This window comes from Micromonospora sp. DH13 (assembly GCF_020873825.1).
Taxonomy (GTDB): domain Bacteria; phylum Actinomycetota; class Actinomycetes; order Mycobacteriales; family Micromonosporaceae; genus Micromonospora; species Micromonospora haikouensis.
In genome coordinates, this window is the sequence record NZ_JAHWGR010000029.1 from 39545 (window position 1) to 56825 (window position 17281).

The 17281-nt window shown below is 72.1% G+C and carries 15 protein-coding genes; 3 read left to right on the plus strand and 12 right to left on the minus strand.

Features of this window, described 5'->3' with window-relative positions:
* The first annotated feature begins 53 nt into the window (after positions 1-53).
* Together LPA42_RS24375 and LPA42_RS24380 are read left to right on the plus strand one after the other, a co-directional pair.
* Positions 54-5873, plus strand: coding sequence for a ThuA domain-containing protein (locus LPA42_RS24375; protein WP_077938307.1), 5820 nt, complete (start codon positions 54-56; stop codon positions 5871-5873).
* A 79-nt stretch (positions 5874-5952) separates the two neighbouring features.
* Entirely contained in the window at positions 5953-6501 is a 549-nt protein-coding gene (locus tag LPA42_RS24380) for a hypothetical protein (protein ID WP_077938313.1), read from the plus strand.
* A gap of 117 nt (positions 6502-6618) precedes the next feature.
* On the opposite strand, the gene LPA42_RS24385 is transcribed toward LPA42_RS24380, so the two are convergent.
* The 3 genes from LPA42_RS24385 to LPA42_RS24395 form a co-directional block, all read right to left on the minus strand.
* On the minus strand, positions 6619-7563 hold the full coding sequence (locus tag LPA42_RS24385; RefSeq protein WP_077938306.1) for an aldo/keto reductase: 945 nt from the start codon (positions 7561-7563) through the stop codon (positions 6619-6621).
* An 86-nt stretch (positions 7564-7649) separates the two neighbouring features.
* Entirely contained in the window at positions 7650-9326 is a 1677-nt protein-coding gene (locus tag LPA42_RS24390) for an ABC-F family ATP-binding cassette domain-containing protein (RefSeq protein ID WP_077938305.1), read from the minus strand.
* A 56-nt stretch (positions 9327-9382) separates the two neighbouring features.
* A complete protein-coding gene (locus LPA42_RS24395) occupies positions 9383-9988 on the minus strand; it encodes a class I SAM-dependent methyltransferase (protein ID WP_077938312.1) in 606 nt (201 codons plus the stop codon).
* A gap of 148 nt (positions 9989-10136) precedes the next feature.
* Here LPA42_RS24395 and LPA42_RS24400 point away from each other — a divergent pair, with 148 nt between their 5' ends.
* Positions 10137-11219 (plus strand): hypothetical protein, encoded by a 1083-nt coding sequence (locus tag LPA42_RS24400; RefSeq protein ID WP_228986891.1) that lies wholly within the window; start codon positions 10137-10139, stop codon positions 11217-11219.
* Between the two features lie 29 nt (positions 11220-11248).
* Here LPA42_RS24400 and truA read toward each other — a convergent pair whose 3' ends face one another.
* From truA to map, 9 genes are all read right to left on the minus strand, one after another.
* Positions 11249-12094 carry a tRNA pseudouridine(38-40) synthase TruA gene (gene truA, locus LPA42_RS24405; RefSeq protein WP_077938303.1) on the minus strand — a complete coding sequence of 282 codons (846 nt, stop codon included), beginning with the start codon at positions 12092-12094 and terminating at the stop codon, positions 11249-11251.
* A 70-nt stretch (positions 12095-12164) separates the two neighbouring features.
* Entirely contained in the window at positions 12165-12731 is a 567-nt protein-coding gene (gene rplQ / locus LPA42_RS24410) for a 50S ribosomal protein L17 (RefSeq protein ID WP_077938302.1), read from the minus strand.
* A gap of 34 nt (positions 12732-12765) precedes the next feature.
* Complete coding sequence (locus LPA42_RS24415; RefSeq protein ID WP_007073009.1) at positions 12766-13788, minus strand: DNA-directed RNA polymerase subunit alpha; 1023 nt, start codon at positions 13786-13788, stop codon at positions 12766-12768.
* Positions 13789-13886: 98 nt separating this feature from the next.
* Complete coding sequence (gene rpsD / locus LPA42_RS24420) at positions 13887-14513, minus strand: 30S ribosomal protein S4 (RefSeq protein WP_043965544.1); 627 nt, start codon at positions 14511-14513, stop codon at positions 13887-13889.
* Between the two features lie 14 nt (positions 14514-14527).
* Entirely contained in the window at positions 14528-14935 is a 408-nt protein-coding gene (rpsK, locus tag LPA42_RS24425) for a 30S ribosomal protein S11 (RefSeq protein WP_007073011.1), read from the minus strand.
* 18 nt (positions 14936-14953) lie between these two features.
* Positions 14954-15334, minus strand: coding sequence for a 30S ribosomal protein S13 (gene rpsM / locus LPA42_RS24430; protein ID WP_043965541.1), 381 nt, complete (start codon positions 15332-15334; stop codon positions 14954-14956).
* Between the two features lie 256 nt (positions 15335-15590).
* Entirely contained in the window at positions 15591-15704 is a 114-nt protein-coding gene (gene rpmJ, locus LPA42_RS24435; RefSeq protein ID WP_043965539.1) for a 50S ribosomal protein L36, read from the minus strand.
* A gap of 96 nt (positions 15705-15800) precedes the next feature.
* Complete coding sequence (infA, locus tag LPA42_RS24440) at positions 15801-16022, minus strand: translation initiation factor IF-1 (protein WP_007073013.1); 222 nt, start codon at positions 16020-16022, stop codon at positions 15801-15803.
* Between the two features lie 284 nt (positions 16023-16306).
* Positions 16307-17158 (minus strand): type I methionyl aminopeptidase, encoded by an 852-nt coding sequence (gene map / locus LPA42_RS24445; protein ID WP_077938301.1) that lies wholly within the window; start codon positions 17156-17158, stop codon positions 16307-16309.
* Positions 17159-17281: the final 123 nt, after the last annotated feature.

Here is a 17281-nt window from a genome sequence, read left to right on the forward strand (position 1 = left end):
GCGAAGTCCTCCCCGAGCCCACCACTGTCCAGCTCGGACAAAAGGAGCATGGAGTGTCTCCATCCCGCCGCCGCCGCATACCTCGCGGCATCCTGAGTTCCTCACTTCTCAGCCTGTCCCTCGTCGCCACCGGCCTGGTCGCCGGCACCCCCGCGCAGGCCGCACCGGCCGCCGCGCAGGCGGCGCCCCTGGCGGCCCCCGTAGCGGCCGCCGCCACCGACCCGTTCTCGGTGCTCGTCTTCTCCAAGACCGCCGCCTTCCGGCACGACGCGATCCCGGCCGGCATCGCCGCGATCCAGAAGCTCGGCGTCGACAACGGCTTCACCGTCGACACGACCGAGGACGGCGCCGCGTTCAACGACGCCAACCTCGCGAAGTACCAGGCCGTGATCTGGCTGTCGACCACCGGTGACGTCCTCAACGCCGACCAGCAGGCCGCGTTCGAGCGCTACATCAAGGCCGGCGGCGGCTACGCCGGCGTCCACGCGGCCTCGGACACCGAGTACGACTGGCCCTGGTACGGCAAGCTGGTCGGGGCGTACTTCAACAACCACCCCGCCAACCAGCAGGCCACCGTCAAGGTCGAGGACCACGCCCACCCGTCCACGGCCACGCTGCCGGACAAGTGGTCCCGGTTCGACGAGTGGTACAACTTCCGGACCAACCCGCGCGCCAACGTGCACGTCCTGGCGAGCCTGGACGAGAAGTCCTACACGCCGGGCAGCGGCGCGATGGGCGCCGACCACCCCACCGCCTGGTGCCAGGACTACGACGGCGGCCGGGCCTGGTACACCGGTGGCGGCCACACCCAGCAGTCGTACGTCGAGCCCGAGTTCCTCACCCACCTGCTCGGCGGCATCCGCACCGCCGCGGGCGTGGAGAAGGCCGACTGCGGCGCCTCGAAGACCTCGAACTTCGACAAGGTGACGCTGGACAGCAACACCAACAACCCGATGGAGCTGGACATCGCTCCGGACGGTCGGGTGTTCTACGCCGAGCGTGACGGCCGGGTGCAGATCATCAAGCCGGACACCAGCAACACGGTCACCGCGACCAAGCTGGACGTCTTCACCGGCAACGAGGACGGCCTGCTCGGCCTCCGCCTCGACCCGGACTTCGCCACCAACAAGTGGATCTACCTCTACTACGCGCCGGCCGGTGGCGGCCCCCGCAACTACCTGTCCCGGTTCACCGTCAACGGTGACGCCATCGACAAGGCCACCGAGAAGGTCGTCCTCCAGGTCGACACGCAGCGCAACACCTGCTGCCACGCGGGCGGCAGCATGACCTTCGACTCGAAGGGCAACCTGTACCTGGCCACCGGCGACAACACCAACCCGTTCGAGTCGAACGCGTTCACGCCGATCGACGAGCGGGCCGGCCGGCAGGACTACGACGCGCAGCGCAGCGCCGGCAACACCAACGACCTGCGCGGCAAGGTGATCCGGATCCACCCGGAGGACGACGGCACGTACACGATCCCCACGGGGAACCTGTTCGCGCCGGGCACCGCGAAGACCCGTCCCGAGATCTTCGGCATGGGCTTCCGTAACCCGTTCCGGATCGGCGTCGACCAGAAGACCGACACCCTCTACGTCGCCGACTACGGACCGGACGCCAACTCGGCCAACCCGGACCGCGGCCCCGAGGGCCTGGTGGAGTGGAACATCGTCGCCACCGCCGGCAACTACGGCTGGCCGTACTGCACCGGCAACAACAAGGCGTACAACGACTACACCTTCCCGAACGGGCCGAGCGGGGCGAAGTTCAACTGCGCCGCGCCGGTGAACGACTCGCCGAACAACACCGGCCTGACCAACCTGCCGCCGGCCATCCCGGCGACCGTGGACTACGGCTACGCGGGTGACCCGCGCTTCCCCGAGATCGGCGGCGGCGGCGCCCCGATGGGCGGCCCGGTCTACCGGTACGACGCCGACAGCACGTCGGACCGCAAGTGGCCGGCGTACTACGACGGCAAGGCGCTCCTCGGTGAGTGGAACCAGTCGAAGATGTACACGATGCAGGTCAGCCAGGACGGCAAGTCGCTGATCGACATCAACCAGCTGCTCACCGGCATGACCATGGTCCGCCCGATGGACTTCGAGTTCGGGCCGGACGGCGCGCTCTACCTGATCGAGTGGGGCAGCGGCTTCGGCGGCAACAACGACAACTCCGGGGTCTACCGGATCGACTACACCGCCGGTTCCCGGGCCCCGATCGCCCAGGCCAGCGCCGACCCCACCTCCGGGCCCGCGCCGCTGACCGTGAACTTCTCCAGCGCCGGTTCCCGCGACCCCGACGGCGGCACGCTGACCTACGCCTGGAAGTTCGGCGACGGGCAGACCTCCACCGAGGCGAACCCGACGCACACCTACGCCACCGCCGGCGACTACACCGCCCAGCTCACCGTCACCAACCCGTCGGGTCGTACCGCCGTGGCGAACGTGCCGGTGACGGTCGGCAACACCGCCCCGACGGTGACCATCGAGTTCCCGCCGAACGGCGGGTTCTTCGAGTGGGGCGACCAGGTCAAGTACACGATCAAGGTGACCGACCCGGAGGACGGCACCATCGACTGTGACCGGGTCCAGCTCCAGGTGCTGCTCGGCCACGACGAGCACGCCCACCCGCTGGAGCAGCACACCGGCTGCACCGGCACCGTGCAGACCTCGCTGGCCTCCGGCCACGGCGCGGAGGCGAACGTCTTCGGCGTCTTCGAGGCGACGTACACCGACAAGGGCGGCGCCGGCGGCGCCGGCGAGCTGACCGGCCGGGCGATCGAGCAGCTCCAGCCCAAGCGCAAGCAGGCCGAGTACTTCACCGCCACCGGCCGGGCCCCCGGCAGCACCGGCGGCGGCGACCCGGGCGTGCAGAAGGAGACCACCACCGACACCGCCGGCGGCAACCAGAACATCGGCTTCATCGAGGACGGTGACTGGTGGTCGCTCGCCCCGGCGAGCCTGACCGGGATCGACTCGATCCGCTTCCGGGCGGCCTCGTCGGTCCAGGGCGGGCGGATCGAGGTCCGCTCGGGCACGGTCGACGGCCCGCTGGTCGCGTCCGCGGACGTGCCCGGCACCGGCGGCTGGCAGCAGTTCGTCGACGTGACCGCGCCGGTCACCGGTCCGGCTGAGGGCACGCTGTACTTCCTCGCCAAGGACCCGGCCGGCGGCACCGGTTCGCTGTTCAACGTCAACTGGATGGACTTCATCGGCCGCGGCGTCACCGAGAACGCGCCGCCGCAGGTCAGCGCCACGGCGACGCCGACCACCGGCATCGCGCCGGTCACCGTCGCCTTCGACGGCACGGCCACCGACGCCGAGGGCGACACCCCGCTGACGTACGCCTGGGACTTCGGCGACGGCAAGACGGCGTCGACCCTCGACGCCACCCACACGTACACCGTGCCGGGCACCTTCACCGCCACCCTGACGGTGACCGACGCCCGGGGCGCGAAGGCGTACGTGACCGTCCCGGTGAAGGTGGAGGCGGCCAACACGTCCTGCTTCGGGGCGCGTTCGGACGACTTCGTCGGCACCAGCCTGGACAAGGACCGCTGGACCGTGGTCCGGGAGAACCAGCTCTACTCGGTCTCCGGCGGGTCGCTGCGGCTGCCCACCGCCTCCGGTGACCTGTACGGCACGACCAACGGCGCCACCAACCTGGTCCTCCAGCCCGCGCCCAGCGGGTCCTGGCAGGCCACCACGAAGGTCACGCTGCCCGTCACCGCCAACTACCAGCAGGCCGGCCTGCTGATCTACGGCGACGACGACAACTACGCCAAGCTGGACCTGCTCTACTCCGGCTCCCGCCGGGTGGAGTTCATCCGGGAGACGGCCGGGTCGCCCCGCAACGAGGGGGCGGACGCCACCGCCGCGCCGGCCGGTGACACCATCTGGCTGCGGATGACCAGCGACGGCACCAACCTGACGGCGGAGATGTCCGGCGACGGGACCACGTTCACCCCGGTCGGCCGGTCCGCCGCGCTCGCCGGGATCAGCAACCCCCGGATCGGCCTGTTCGCCCTCAACGGCGGCACCACCGCCCCGGTGGTGGACGCACAGTTCGACTTCTTCCAGGTCACGCCCGACGAGCCGGCCGGCCCGGTCGACCCGTCGGACGAGTTCGGCGGCACCGCGCTCGACAAGTGCCGCTGGAACGCGATCCTGCGGGAGGACGCGGCCACCTACCGGGTGACCGGTGGCACGCTGCAGATCGACGTGCCGAAGGGTGACATCTACGGCACCGGCAACACCGGCCCGACGAACTTCATCCTCCAGACCGCGCCCTCGGGCGACTGGACCCTGGAGACGAAGGTCGACGGCAGCCTGCTGGCCGAGCAGTACCAGCAGGCGGGTCTGATCGTCCACGCCGACGACGACAACTACGTCAAGTTCGACTTCATCGTGGACAACCAGGCCGGTCAGACGGTCTCCCGGCGGCTCGAGTTCCGCAGCGAGGTCGGCGGTACCGTGCAGAACCCGCAGCCGCAGGTCTCCAACCTGACCTCGGGCGTGTGGTACCTGCGGGTGGCGCGCACCGGGAACGACTTCACCGGGTCGTACTCGGCTGACGGGCAGGAGTGGACGACGCTCGGCACGGTGAGCAACACCGCCGTCGGGGCCACCCCGAAGATCGGTCTGTTCACCCTCGGGGCCAACGCGGCCACGTCGAAGACCGCGTCGTTCGACTACTTCCGGCTCTCCACCAAGGTGGCCGACACGGCCGCGCCGGTGACCACCGCCACGGTCTCCGGCACCCCGACCGAGGGCTGGCACACCGCGCCGGTCACGGTCACCCTCGCGGCGGCCGACGAGGCCGGCGGCAGCGGGGTGGCCGCCACCGAGTACCAGCTCGACGGTGCCACCACGTGGACCGCGTACACCGAGCCGGTGCAGGTCACCGGTGACGGCGCGCACGAGGTGCGGTTCCGGTCGACCGACAAGGCCGGCAACGTGGAGGAGGCCAAGAAGGTCGCCGTGAAGATCGACGCCACGGCGCCGGTCAGCTCGGCGGCGTTCGCCCCGGCGAACGACGACGGCTGGCACGCCGGCACGGTTCCGGTGGTGCTCACCTCCACCGACGCCGGTTCCGGGGTCAAGAAGCTGGAGTGGTCGCTCGACGGCGGGGCCTGGACGGCGTACACCGCGCCGGTCGAGGTGACCGGGAACGGCTCGCACGAGCTGCTCTACCGGGCCACCGACACCGCCGGCAACGCCGAGTCGCTGAAGTCGGCCGTCGTGAAGATCGACGGTGACAAGCCGACGCTGCTGGTCTCCGGCATCGCCGACGGCCAGCTCTACGGCGACAGCCAGGACGTGCGGATCTCGTGGCAGGCGGTCGACCCGACCTCCGGCGTCAAGACGATGTCCGGCAAGTTGGACGGCAAGACGTACGCCAGCGGCACCCTGCAGCCCATGTACGAGCTGCCGCTCGGCCTGCACGAGCTGGTCGTGACCGCGACCGACAAGGCGGGTAACTCCACCTCCTCGACGGTCCGGTTCTACGTCACCACCTCGTTCCGGGACATGCAGAACCTGCTGGACCGGTTCAAGGCGACCGGACGACTCTCCAACGTGGCGCACCGCAAGCTGTCCAACAAGCTGGACGCGGTGCGGGCCTCCGAGGCGGAGGGCAACGACAAGCGGGCGGTGCAGCAGTTGACCGCCTTCAAGGCGTTGGCCACCGATGCCGCCCTGGTGACCGACACGGACGTCCGGGACGTGCTGGTCCGGGACGCCGACGCCATGATCGTCCGGCTCGGTGGCGCGGCCACCAAGGCCGGCGTCAAGGCGAACGACAACAAGTCGGTCGACGGGGCGGGCCGGCTCGGCGCCGACCCCACCCGGATCGCCGAGGGCGGTTCGCTGTAACGGAAGACGGGGCCGCTCCCGCCGTGCACCACGACGGCGGGGGCGGCCCCACCCGAACCGAGCGAGTGGAGCACGTGTGATGCGTACCCTCAGGATCCTCGCCGCCGCGCTCGTCGCGGCGTGCCTGGTGGCGCTGCCGGCGGGCCCGGCGGCGGCGCACGGCGGAAAGCTCAAGCTGTCGGTGGGCGGCGACGGGGCCGGCGGGGTCACCGTGCTGGCCGTCTACTCCGACGGCCACCGACTGGATCAGCCGGTGCGGTTGACCCTCACCGCCAAGGGCGAGGGCGACCGGACGGCCGGTCCGGTGCAGCTCGAAATGTCCGGGGAGGGGCAGGGCTTCTACTCCAGCGGCCCGCTGCTCTCCCCCGGTCGCTGGCGGGTGACGGTCACCGCGCCGGCCCCGTACAAGACGTCGGCGACCGCGACGGTGCAGGCCCGCCCCGCCCAGACGGCGCCCGCGCCACGGCCCGTCGCCGTGCAGGCCGGGCCCGACGAGCGGGACCGGTCGGGGGGCGGCTGGTGGACGTACGCGGCCGGCGGGCTCGTCGCCGTCGCGCTGCTGGGGGCGGTGCCGCTGCTGCTCGTGCGGCGGCGTCGGCCGGCCGGGCCCGGGGGGCCGGCTGCCTGACCGGGCCGGAAGCCGGACGAGGGACGCCGGGGGCGAGTCGCCCCGGCGTCCCTCTTTCGTTTCGGCCCTGCCGGTCGGCCCGGTCCCTCGTCGACCGGCCCCGTCCCGTCGACCGGCTCAGAGGATGGCGTCGAGCGCGGCCAGGTCGTCGTCGTCGGGCTGCCACGCGCCGGCACCGGCGTTGGCGCGCACCTGCTCCGGGGTGGTGGCCCCGGCGATGACCGAGGTCACCGCGGGCCGGGCGGCCAGCCCGCCGATGGCCACCTGCAGCATGGTGAGCCCCCGCTCGGCGGCGTACGCCCCGATCGCCTCGATGGTGTCCCAGCGGGCCGCGGCGAGGCGCTCGGCGTACCGGCCGCCGCCGGAGAGCCGGCTGCCGGCCGGGGCGGCCTCCCCGCGCTGGTACTTGCCGGTGAGCAGGCCGTTCGCCAGCGGGAAGAACGGCAGCATGCCGAGGCCGAAGCGCTCGCAGGCGGGGATGACCTCGGCCTCGACGCCCCGCTCCAGCAGCGAGTAGTGGTTCTGCGCGCTGACGAACCGGGTGTGCCCGTTGGACGAGGCGACCCAGTCGGCGTCGGCGATCTGCCAGCCGGCGAAGTTGGAGTTGCCCAGGTAGCGCACCTTGCCGGCGCGCACCAGGTCGTCGAGGGCGGCGAGCGTCTCGTCGATCGGGGTGCCCGGGTCAAGCTCGTGCATCTGGTACAGGTCGATGTGGTCGGTGCCGAGCCGCCGCAGCGACGCCTCGACCGCGCGGGCGATGTAGCGCCGGGAGCCCCGGGCGCCGAAGTCCGCCCCGTTGGCCCCGTGCATGTCCATGCCGAACTTGGTGGCCAGCACCACCTCGTCGCGGCGGCCCTTGAGCGCCTGACCGAGCAGCTCCTCGGAGGCGCCCTGCGGCTCGCCGTAGATGTCGGCGGTGTCGAACAGGGTGATGCCGGCGTCGAGCGCCGCGTCGACCACCGCCCGGGTGCCGTCGAGGTCGAGTTTGCGGCCGAAGTTGTTGCAGCCGATGCCGACCACGGACACCACGAGCCCGGAGTCGCCCAGCCGGCGGTACGTCATCTCAGTCACGCGCCAACCCTATGCCAGGTGCAAGGAAGGGCCCCTTCTACACCGTTATGCGTTAACAGGGGGCCCTTCCTTACCCCTCACACGTCCCAGACCGGGTCGGGGGTCTCAGTCACCTCGCCGTCCTTGCCGAACAGCACGAAGCGGTCGAAGGAGCGGGTGAACCAGCGGTCGTGGGTCACCGCGATCACCGTGCCCGCGAACGCCGCCAGGCCGGCCTCCAGCGCCTCCGCGCTGGCCAGGTCCAGGTTGTCGGTCGGCTCGTCGAGCAGCAGCAGCGTCGCCCCGGACAGCTCCAGCAGCAACACCAGGAACCGGGCCTGCTGGCCGCCGGAGAGGGTGCCGAAGCGCTGGTCGCCCTGCCCGGCCAGCTCGTACCGGCTCAGCGCGGCCATCGCCGCGTGCCGGTCCATCCCGGCCCGGTGGTCGTCGCCGCGCCACAGCACCTCGACCAGGGTCTTCTGCATCAGCTCGGGCCGGTCGTGGGTCTGCGAGAAGTGGCCGGGCCGGACCCGCGCGCCGAGCCGGACCACCCCGTCGTGCGCCACCGGGGCCAGCGCGGCGGCCCCGTCGACCGGGCCGTTGGCCGGGTCCGGGTCGGTGCCGCCCCGGGCCAGCAGCCGCAGGAAGTGCGACTTGCCGGTGCCGTTGGCCCCGAGCACCGCGACCCGGTCGCCGAACCAGATCTCCAGGTCGAACGGGTAGGTCAGGCCGTCCAGCTCCAGCTGCTCGGCGATCACCGCGCGTTTGCCGGTCCGCCCGCCGGTCAGGCGCATCCGGATGTCCTGGTCCTTCGGCGGTACGGGCGGCGGCCCGGCCTCCTCGAACTTGCGCAGCCGGGTCTGCGCGGCCTGGTACCGCGACGCCAACCCGTCGTTGTACGCGGCCTTCTGCTTGTACATCAGCATCAGCTCGCGCAGCTTCTGATGCTCCTCGTCCCAGCGGCGGCGCAGCTCGTCGAGGCGGGCGTGCCGGGCCACCCGCGCCTCGTGCCAGCTCGCGAAGCCGCCCGGGTGGACCCAGGCGCTGCCGCCCTCGACGGCGACGACCCGGTCTGCGGTGCGGGCCAGCAGCTCCCGGTCGTGCGAGACGTAGAGCACCGACTTGGCCGACTCGCGCAGCCGGTCTTCCAGCCACCGCTTGCCGGGCACGTCGAGGAAGTTGTCCGGCTCGTCGAGCAGCAGCACCTCGTCGGGGCCGCGCAGCAGCAGTTCGAGGGCGAACCGCTTCTGCTGGCCGCCGGAGAGGGTACGCACCGGACGCTCCCGGGCCACCTCCCAGGGCGTGTCGAGGACGATCGTCGCGACGGTGTCGAAGACGACCTCGGCGTCGTACCCGCCGGCCTCGCCCCAGGCGGCGAGCGCGTCCGCGTACGCGAGCTGGGCCTTGGCGGCGGCGTTGCCGAACTTGCCGCGCAGCTCGGCCGCCCGCATGGCCGCCTCGGTCTCGGTGAGCCGGCGGCCGGCGTCGCGCAGCGCCGGCGGGGCGAGCGACAGGGCCAGGTCGGCGAGGGTGGAGTCGTCGCCGATCATGCCGATGAACTGGCGCATCACGCCGAGCCCGCCGGAGCGGGCGATCCCGCCGCTGCGCACCGGCAGGTCGCCGGCGACCATCCGCAGCAGCGTCGTCTTGCCCGCGCCGTTCGGCCCGACCAGGGCCACCTTGGCGCCCTCGCCGACCCGGAACGACACGTCGGTGAAGAGCTCCCGGCCGTCGGGGAGGATGTGCCCCACGGCTGCCACGTCCACGTATCCCACCCGGGCATCCTGCCTGAGCGGGCCGGCCCGGCGACAGCCGATTACCGGTGCGCAGGTCAGCGGGTGACCCGCAGCACCCGGTAGCCCTTCTGGCTGGCGTGCCGGCCCACCTGCCAGCCCTGCTCGGTCAGCCAGCGGTGCAGCGAGTCGCCGCCGAGGTGGCGGGCGACCACCAGCCAGGCCACGCCGTCGGGGGTGAGCCGGGGCAGCCAGCGCAGCAGCAGCTCGTGCAGGCCCTCCTTGCCGATCCGGATGGGCGGGTTGGACCAGAGCTGGGCGAACGTCACGTCGTCCGGCACGTCGTCGGGGGCGGCGACCCGGACCCGGTCGGCCGCGCCGACCCGCTCGGCGTTGGCGGCGGTGAGCGCCCGGGCCCGCTCGTTGACGTCGACGGCCCAGACGGTGGCGGCCGGGGCGCTGCCGGCCAGCACGCAGGCGATCGGGCCGAAGCCGCAGCCCAGGTCCAGCAGGTTCCCGGCGGCGTCGGGGGCCGGCAGGTCGGCCTTGCGCAGCAGCACGGCGGTGCCGGAGTCGAGGCGGTCGGCGGAGAAGACGCCGCCGGCCGAGGTCAGCGTGTAGTCGCGCCCGGCGACGGTGAACTCGACCTCCCGGGGGCGGGCGGCGGTTCCGGGTTCAGCGGAGAAGTAGTGGTCGCCGGTCACGCCCGGCATTCTCGCACTGGCGTCGCCGCCCGCCGGGCGGGGTCCGGGGTGGCGGCCCGGCCGCGTGCCCGCCGGGGCGGCCCGACGGACCCGCCGCAGTTTCCGGGTATTACCCCCTAAAGGGACAATAGCCCCTACTCTGGGTCGCATGGTGTATCGGTACGAGTCCGATGAGGACGCTTTCGAGGGGCACCCCGGGCCGGGGTCGGACCTGTCGGTGGCCTGGAACCGCCCGCCCGCCCGTACCGGGCCCGCGCCGTCCCGCTTCCCGACGCCGTCACTGCCCCGGACCAGCCGGATCGCGCTGCCCGCGGCCGCCCCGCCCCCGCCCCCGGCGTCGGCCTTCGCACCGCCGCCGGCCGCGCCCCGCCCCGCCCCGCCGGCCGGCGGGTACGCCACCACGCAACCGCTGCACCTGCCCCGGTCCCGGCGCGCCCGGGACACCGGCCGCCACGGCGCCCGGCTCTGGCAGGTGGTGTTCGGCGGGGCGGCGGTTCTGGCGCTGTTCGCCCTCTGCGGCCTCGGCGGTGCCGCGCTGCTGGCCAACCGGGCCACCGACCCCCAGGTCGCGCCGAGCCCGCCGGCCGCCGCCGCCCCGTCGCCGTCCCAGACCGAACGGCAGGACATCGACTCGCGGGACACCGACTCCGCTCCCCTGACGGTCAAGGAGGTCTTCCCCGGCCGGCAGGTCACGGTCGGCGACGGCGCGGACCCGTACGAGGTGCTCAAGACCCAGTCCAGCGGCAGCTGCGCGGTCGCCGCCAGCGGCGAGGTGGCGGACCTGCTCGCCACGCTCGGCTGCAACCAGGTGGTCCGGGCGAGCCTGCGCTCCCCCGACGGGGACCACCTGCTCACCGCCGGGCTGTTCAACCTGACCGACAAGGCCACCGCCCAGCGCGTCCGGGACCGGCTGCGGCAACTGCTCGACGAGCGGGAGGGCCGGTTCCGCGGCCTGCCGGCCGGGGACGACACCGAGGCGCTGACCGAGGCCCCCGCCCGGGTCGGCTGGCAGGTACGCGGCCACTACCTCGCGTACTGCCTCGTGGTCCGCGCCGACGGTGAACCGGTCAAGTCCGCCGACCCGAAGGTACGCGAGATCCTCTTCGATCTGATCGAGACGCACCTCACCAAGGGGGTGCTGGAGCGCCGGGCCACCGGCGGCAGCGCCGGCCAGCCGACGACCACCCCGAGCGGCAGCGACGAGGACGACAGCGACAGCGAGGACGACTGAGGCGACGGCGGGAACGGCCGGGGCGGCTCTCAGCCCTCGACGGCGAGCCCGCCCGTGGGCACGCGGAGCCGGCGGGTCGCCTCGGCGCGGCGGGCGTACTCGGCGGGGTCGTCGGGATAGCCGACGGCGACCAGCGTGAGCCCGTGCGCCGGGGCCACCGTCACCTCGCTGGACCGCTCCCGCCGGGTCAACAGGCTGCCCGGCCACTGCACCGGACGCCGCCCGTCCCCCGCCACCAGCATCGCCCCGACCAGGCTGCGCACCATCGCCTGGCAGAACGCGTCGGCCTGGACGGTGGCGACCAGCAGGCCGTCGGGGTCGCGCCGCCAGTCCAGCCGGGTCACCTCGCGCAGGGTGGTGGCGTGCTCCTTACGCCGGCAGTACGCGGCGAAGTCGTGCTCCCCCACCAGCCCCGCCGCCGCGGCGTTGAGCAGGTCGAGGTCGAGCGGCCTCGGCCAGGCCAGCACCTCGTGCCGGCGCAGCGGCTCGGCGCCGAAGGGCGCGTCGGTCACCCGGTACTCGTAGCGCCGGAAGGTCGCCGAGAACCGGGCGTCGAAGTCCGCTGGCACCTCGGTCATCGCCCGCACCCGCACGTCGGTGGGGAGCAGCCGGGCCAGCCGGCGCAGCAGCCGCCCCTCGTGCTCGGCCCACACGGCGGCCGGCAGGTCGAGGTGGCAGACCTGGCCGGTCGCGTGCACCCCGGCGTCGGTCCGCCCGGCCACGGTCAGCCCCGTCGCCACGCCCGCGCCGAGGACCAGGTCCAGGGTCTCGGCGAGCACGCCGGCCACCGTCCGCCGGGTCGGCTGGGCCGCCCAACCGGAGAAACCGGTCCCGTCGTACGCGACCGCCAGCCGCAGCCGGACCCGATCGTCCACCTCGTACCTCCTCACGGGTCGGGCCCGGCACCCCAGGAAGGGATGCCGGGCCCGACGGTGCTGCCGTTGCTCAGGCCTTGTTCTCGGTGCCCTCGGCGGCCTCGTCGCTGTCCTCGCGGGCGGCGGCGGTGTCACCGGACGCCGACACCGGCGCCTCGGAGTCCTGGTCGGCCTCGGCCGACGCGGGGGTCTCCTCGGCCGGGGCGAGCGCCTCGACCTTGTCCTGCTGCGCGGCCTTGCGGGTCGCGGTCTTCTTGTTCGCCTTCGGCTCGGCGACCTGAAGCTCCTCGACCAGCTCGATGATCGCCATCGGAGCGTTGTCGCCCTTGCGCGGACCGGTCTTCACGATCCGGGTGTAGCCACCCGGACGGTTCGCGTACCGGGGCGCGATCTGGTCGAACAGGGAGTAGACCACGTCCTTGTCCTTGACGACGCCCAGCACCCGCCGACGGGAGGCGAGGTCGCCCCGCTTGGCCTTGGTGATGAGCTGCTCGGCCAGCGGACGCAGCCGCCGGGCCTTCGTCTCGGTGGTCTTGATCTTGCCGTGCTGGAACAGCGCGGTGGCCAGGTTGGCCAGCATCAGCCGCTCGTGCGCGGGGCTGCCGCCGAGGCGGGGGCCCTTGGTGGGCGTGGGCATGCTTGGTGCTCCTCAGGTGTGGCGGCAGCGGGGACTAGAGCTGCTCGGTCTCGCGGTAGTCGTCGGTGTCGTAGTCGGCCTCACCGAAGGCGTCCACGACGTGCGCCGGGTCGAAGTTCGGGGCCGAGTCCTTCAGCCCCAGACCCATCCCGGCCAGCTTCATCTTGACCTCGTCGATCGACTTCTGGCCGAAGTTGCGGATGTCGAGGAGGTCGGCCTCGGTGCGCCCGATCAGCTCACCGACGGAGTTGATGCCCTCGCGCTTGAGGCAGTTGTAGGAGCGGACGGTCAGGTCCAGCTCCTCGATCGGCAGGGCCAGGTCCGCCGCCAGCTGGGCGTCCTGCGGGGACGGCCCGATGTCGATGCCCTCGGCGGTCTCGTCCAGCTCCCGGGCCAGCCCGAAGAGCTCCACCAGCGTCGAACCGGCGGAGGCCAGCGCGGTGCGCGGGCCCATCGACGGCTTGGTCTCGACGTCGATGATCAGCCGGTCGAAGTCGGTCCGCTGCTCGACCCGGGTCGCCTCGACGCGGTACGTCACCTTCAGCACCGGCGAGTAGATCGAGTCGACCGGGATCCGGCCGATCTCGGCGCCAGCCTGCTTGTTCTGCGCCGCCGTCACGTAGCCACGACCCCGCTCGACGGTCAGCTCCATGTCGAGCCGGCCCTTGCCGTTGAGGGTGGCGAGCTTCAGGTCCGGGTTGTGCACCGAGACGCCGGCCGGGGGCTGGATGTCGCCCGCCGTCACGTCGCCCGGGCCCTGCTTGCGCAGGTACATGCTGACCGGCTCGTCGTGCTCGGAGCTGACGCACAGCTCCTTGATGTTCATGACGAGCTCGACCACGTCCTCCTTGACACCGGGGATCGTGGTGAACTCGTGCAGCACGCCGTCGATCTTGATGGAGGTGACCGCCGCACCCGGGATCGACGACAGCAGCGTGCGCCGCAGCGAGTTGCCCAGGGTGTACCCGAAGCCCGGCTCCAGCGGCTCGATGGTGAACCGGGAGCGGGTCTCGTTGATCGACTCTTCGGACAGAGACGGTCGCTGGCTGATGAGCATGTCTTCTCTTCTCTTCCGGGACGCCCGCTATTTGACGTCCGCGACACAAACCGTTCCGGTGGCCCGCCCCGCAGGGCGGACCACCGCAACGAGCCCGACTACTTGGAGTAGAGCTCGACGATCAGCTGCTCCTGGACCTGGGTGTCGATCACCTGGCGGGCCGGGAGCGAGTGCACGAGCACCTTCATCTGGCTCGGGATGGCCTCCAGCCACGCCGGAACCGTCTTGGAGCCGGCCTCGGCCTGCGCCACGATGAACGGGGTGAGCTCCTTGCTCTTGCCCCGGACCTCGATGATGTCGTGCTCCTTGACGCGGTACGACGGGATGTCGACCTTCTTGCCGTTCACCGTGAAGTGACCGTGCTTGACCAGCTGGCGGGCCATGTCCCGGGACTTGGCGTAGCCGGCCCGGTAGACCACGTTGTCCAGCCGCGACTCGAGGATCTGCAGGAGGACCTCACCGGTCTTGGCCTGCTTGGCCACGGCCTCCTCGTAGTAACCGCGGAACTGCTTCTCCAGCACGCCGTACACGCGGCGGGCCTTCTGCTTCTCACGGAGCTGGAGCAGGTACTCCGTCTCCTTCGTGCGGCCGCGGCCGTGCTGCCCGGGCGGGAACGGCCGGGACTCGAACGGGCACTTCGGGCCATCGCACTTGCTGCCCTTGAGGAACAGCTTCATCTTCTCCCGCCGGCAACGGCGGCAGTCAGCACCGGTGTAACGAGCCATCTCTCTCTAACCTCTCAGACCCGGCGACGCTTCGGCGGACGGCACCCGTTGTGCGGCTGCGGGGTCACGTCGGAGATCTGACCGACCTCCAGCCCGACGGCCTGCAGCGAACGGATGGCGGTCTCCCGGCCGGAGCCGGGGCCCTTGACGAACACGTCGACCTTGCGCATGCCGTGCTCCATCGCCCGACGCGCGGCGGCCTCGGCGGCCAGCTGCGCGGCGAACGGGGTCGACTTGCGGGAGCCCTTGAAGCCCACCTGGCCGGCCGAGGCCCAGGAGATGACCGCACCGGTCGGGTCCGTGATGGACACGATGGTGTTGTTGAAGGTGCTCTTGATGTGCGCCTGCCCGTGGGCGACGTTCTTGCGTTCCTTGCGCCGGACCTTCTTGACGGCGGCTCCGGCACGAGCCTTCGGTGGCATAAGTCTGTGCGCTCCTAATTACTTCTTGCCGGGCTTCTTCTTGCCGGCGACGGTCCGCTTCGGGCCCTTGCGGGTGCGGGCGTTGGTCCGCGTCCGCTGGCCACGCACCGGCAGACCACGGCGGTGGCGGATACCGGCGTAGCAGCCGATCTCGACCTTGCGGCGGATGTCAGCGGCGACCTCGCGGCGCAGGTCGCCTTCAACCTTGTAGTTGCCCTCGATGTGGTCGCGGAGCTGGACCAGCTCCTCGTCCGTGAGGTCCCGAGCGCGCTTGTCCGGAGAGATACCGGTCGCGGCGAGCGTCTCCAGGGCACGGGTGCGGCCGACCCCGAAGATGTAGGTGAGCGCGATCTCCATCCGCTTCTCGCGGGGGAGGTCCACGCCGACTAGACGAGCCATGTGCGGGCGTACTCCTTGTGGTTTCCTGGCGGAGGTCTGCACCCGCCCCACCCCGCTCCGGTCGTCCGACCGGCGCCGTGGCGCCGGGAGGAACGACCGCTGCCCGAGCGGGCCCCGGCCTCCGACCGGGGGTCAACCACGCAGGGGTACGCGATGCGCACCGCTCGCGGCTGGGACGAGCTGATGATGTGTTGGCTGGATCTGCGACGCCGGGACCGGACCGACCGGCCGTGGATTCACGGTCGGTCGGGCTGGATCAGCCCTGGCGCTGCTTGTGGCGCGGGTCGCTGCAGATGACCATGACCCGGCCGTGCCGGCGGATGACCCGGCACTTGTTGCAGATCCTCTTGACGCTCGGCTTGACCTTCACGGTTGCCTTACTTCCCATCTGGCCCGGAGGCGCGACGACGCGCGACGCCGGACGTCGAGGACGGACACGGGGACTACCCGGCCGTCGTCAGGTCGCTTACTTGTAGCGGTAGACGATGCGCCCGCGGGTCAGGTCGTACGGCGAGAGTTCGACGACGACGCGGTCCTCCGGCAGGATGCGGATGTAGTGCTGCCGCATCTTGCCACTGATGTGAGCCAGCACCTTGTGACCGTTCGCGAGCTCCACCCGGAACATGGCGTTCGGCAGGGGCTCGATGACCCGACCCTCGATCTCGATGGCTCCGTCTTTTTTCGGCATGTCCTCCGCTGTCCTGACGTCGGTTACTCCGGACGGCCCACAACGTCTTACACGGGCCCCGACGCTTGTCGGGTGCCCGCGCCAGCCGCGGCTCCGGCCCCACCGAAGCGCAGGGTGGGCATGCCGGAGTGGACGCTGTGCGCCGATCAGAAAGTGTACGCCCGCCTGCACGCCGCCGCCAAACCGGCCACCCGTCAGGTCACCCGGCCGGATTACTTCCCGCCCCGACCGAGGCCGGGAGTGACCGGGGTCACCCCGACCAGCTGGTCTCCGGGGCCCGGCGGTCAGATCGCCGGCGAGTCGGCGGGCTGGCGGGCGGTGACCAGATCGCCCAGGCGCCCCCGGCCGCCGTCGAACGCGGTCAGCACCCAGACCCCGTCCGGGAGCAGCGCCATCGAGTGCTCGACGTGTACCGCCATCGACCCGTCCCGGGTGACGACGGTCCAGCCGTCGGCCAGCTCGACCGTGCGGGGCGAGCCCATCGTGATCATCGGCTCGATGGCCAGCGCCATGCCGTGCACCAGCCGGGGGCCCTTGCCGGGCCGGCCGTGGTTGAGCACGTGCGGGTCCTGGTGCATCTCGGTGCCGATGCCGTGCCCGCCGTATCCGTCGACGATGCCGTACCGGCCGCCCCGGCGGACCGCGTTCTCCACCGCGTGCGAGATGTCGGTGAGCCGGCCGCGACCGTTGGCCGCCCCGCGCGCCGCCGCCGCGATCCCGGCCCACATCGCGTCCTCGGCCACCGCGGCCATCTTCAGCAGCGCCGGGTCGACCTCCCCCACGCCGACCGTGATCGCCGCGTCGCCGTGCCAGCCGTCGAGCACCGCGCCGCAGTCGATCGAGATCAGGTCGCCCTCGCGGAGCACCTGGGCGGGCGACGGGATCGCGTGCACCACCTGCTCGTTGACCGACGAGCAGATCGAGGCCGGGAAGCCGTGGTAGCCCTTGAACGACGGGACCGCCCCCGCCGCCCGGATGGTCGACTCGGCGATCGCGTCCAGGTCGGCGGTGCTGACCCCGGGGGCCACCGCCTCCCGCATCCGACGCAGCGCCTCGGCCACCACGAGGCCGGCGGCGCGCATCTTCTCGATCTGGTCGGGGGTCTTCAGCTGGATGACCAGCTGGGGACGACGCATGGGGCCGTTACCTTTCGTCGCGCGGAGCAGCGGGGCACGTCGCACGTACCCCGCTGTTCGCACTCTATCCGCCGGGACCCCGGCGTCCGCCAGTCGCCGGACGACCTTCCGTCAGCCGCGGTG

Coding starts and splice junctions, on each gene's coding strand:
- rpsK (WP_007073011.1), bottom strand. CDS start 14,935: ATGCCACCGAAGGCTCGTGCCGGAGCCGCCGTCAAGAAGGTCCGGCGC.
- LPA42_RS24380 (WP_077938313.1), top strand. CDS start 5,953: ATGCGTACCCTCAGGATCCTCGCCGCCGCGCTCGTCGCGGCGTGCCTG.
- rpsM (WP_043965541.1), bottom strand. CDS start 15,334: ATGGCTCGTCTAGTCGGCGTGGACCTCCCCCGCGAGAAGCGGATGGAG.
- LPA42_RS24385 (WP_077938306.1), bottom strand. CDS start 7,563: ATGACGTACCGCCGGCTGGGCGACTCCGGGCTCGTGGTGTCCGTGGTC.
- map (WP_077938301.1), bottom strand. CDS start 17,158: ATGCGTCGTCCCCAGCTGGTCATCCAGCTGAAGACCCCCGACCAGATC.
- LPA42_RS24415 (WP_007073009.1), bottom strand. CDS start 13,788: ATGCTCATCAGCCAGCGACCGTCTCTGTCCGAAGAGTCGATCAACGAG.
- rplQ (WP_077938302.1), bottom strand. CDS start 12,731: ATGCCCACGCCCACCAAGGGCCCCCGCCTCGGCGGCAGCCCCGCGCAC.
- LPA42_RS24400 (WP_228986891.1), top strand. CDS start 10,137: ATGGTGTATCGGTACGAGTCCGATGAGGACGCTTTCGAGGGGCACCCC.
- infA (WP_007073013.1), bottom strand. CDS start 16,022: ATGCCGAAAAAAGACGGAGCCATCGAGATCGAGGGTCGGGTCATCGAG.
- rpsD (WP_043965544.1), bottom strand. CDS start 14,513: ATGGCTCGTTACACCGGTGCTGACTGCCGCCGTTGCCGGCGGGAGAAG.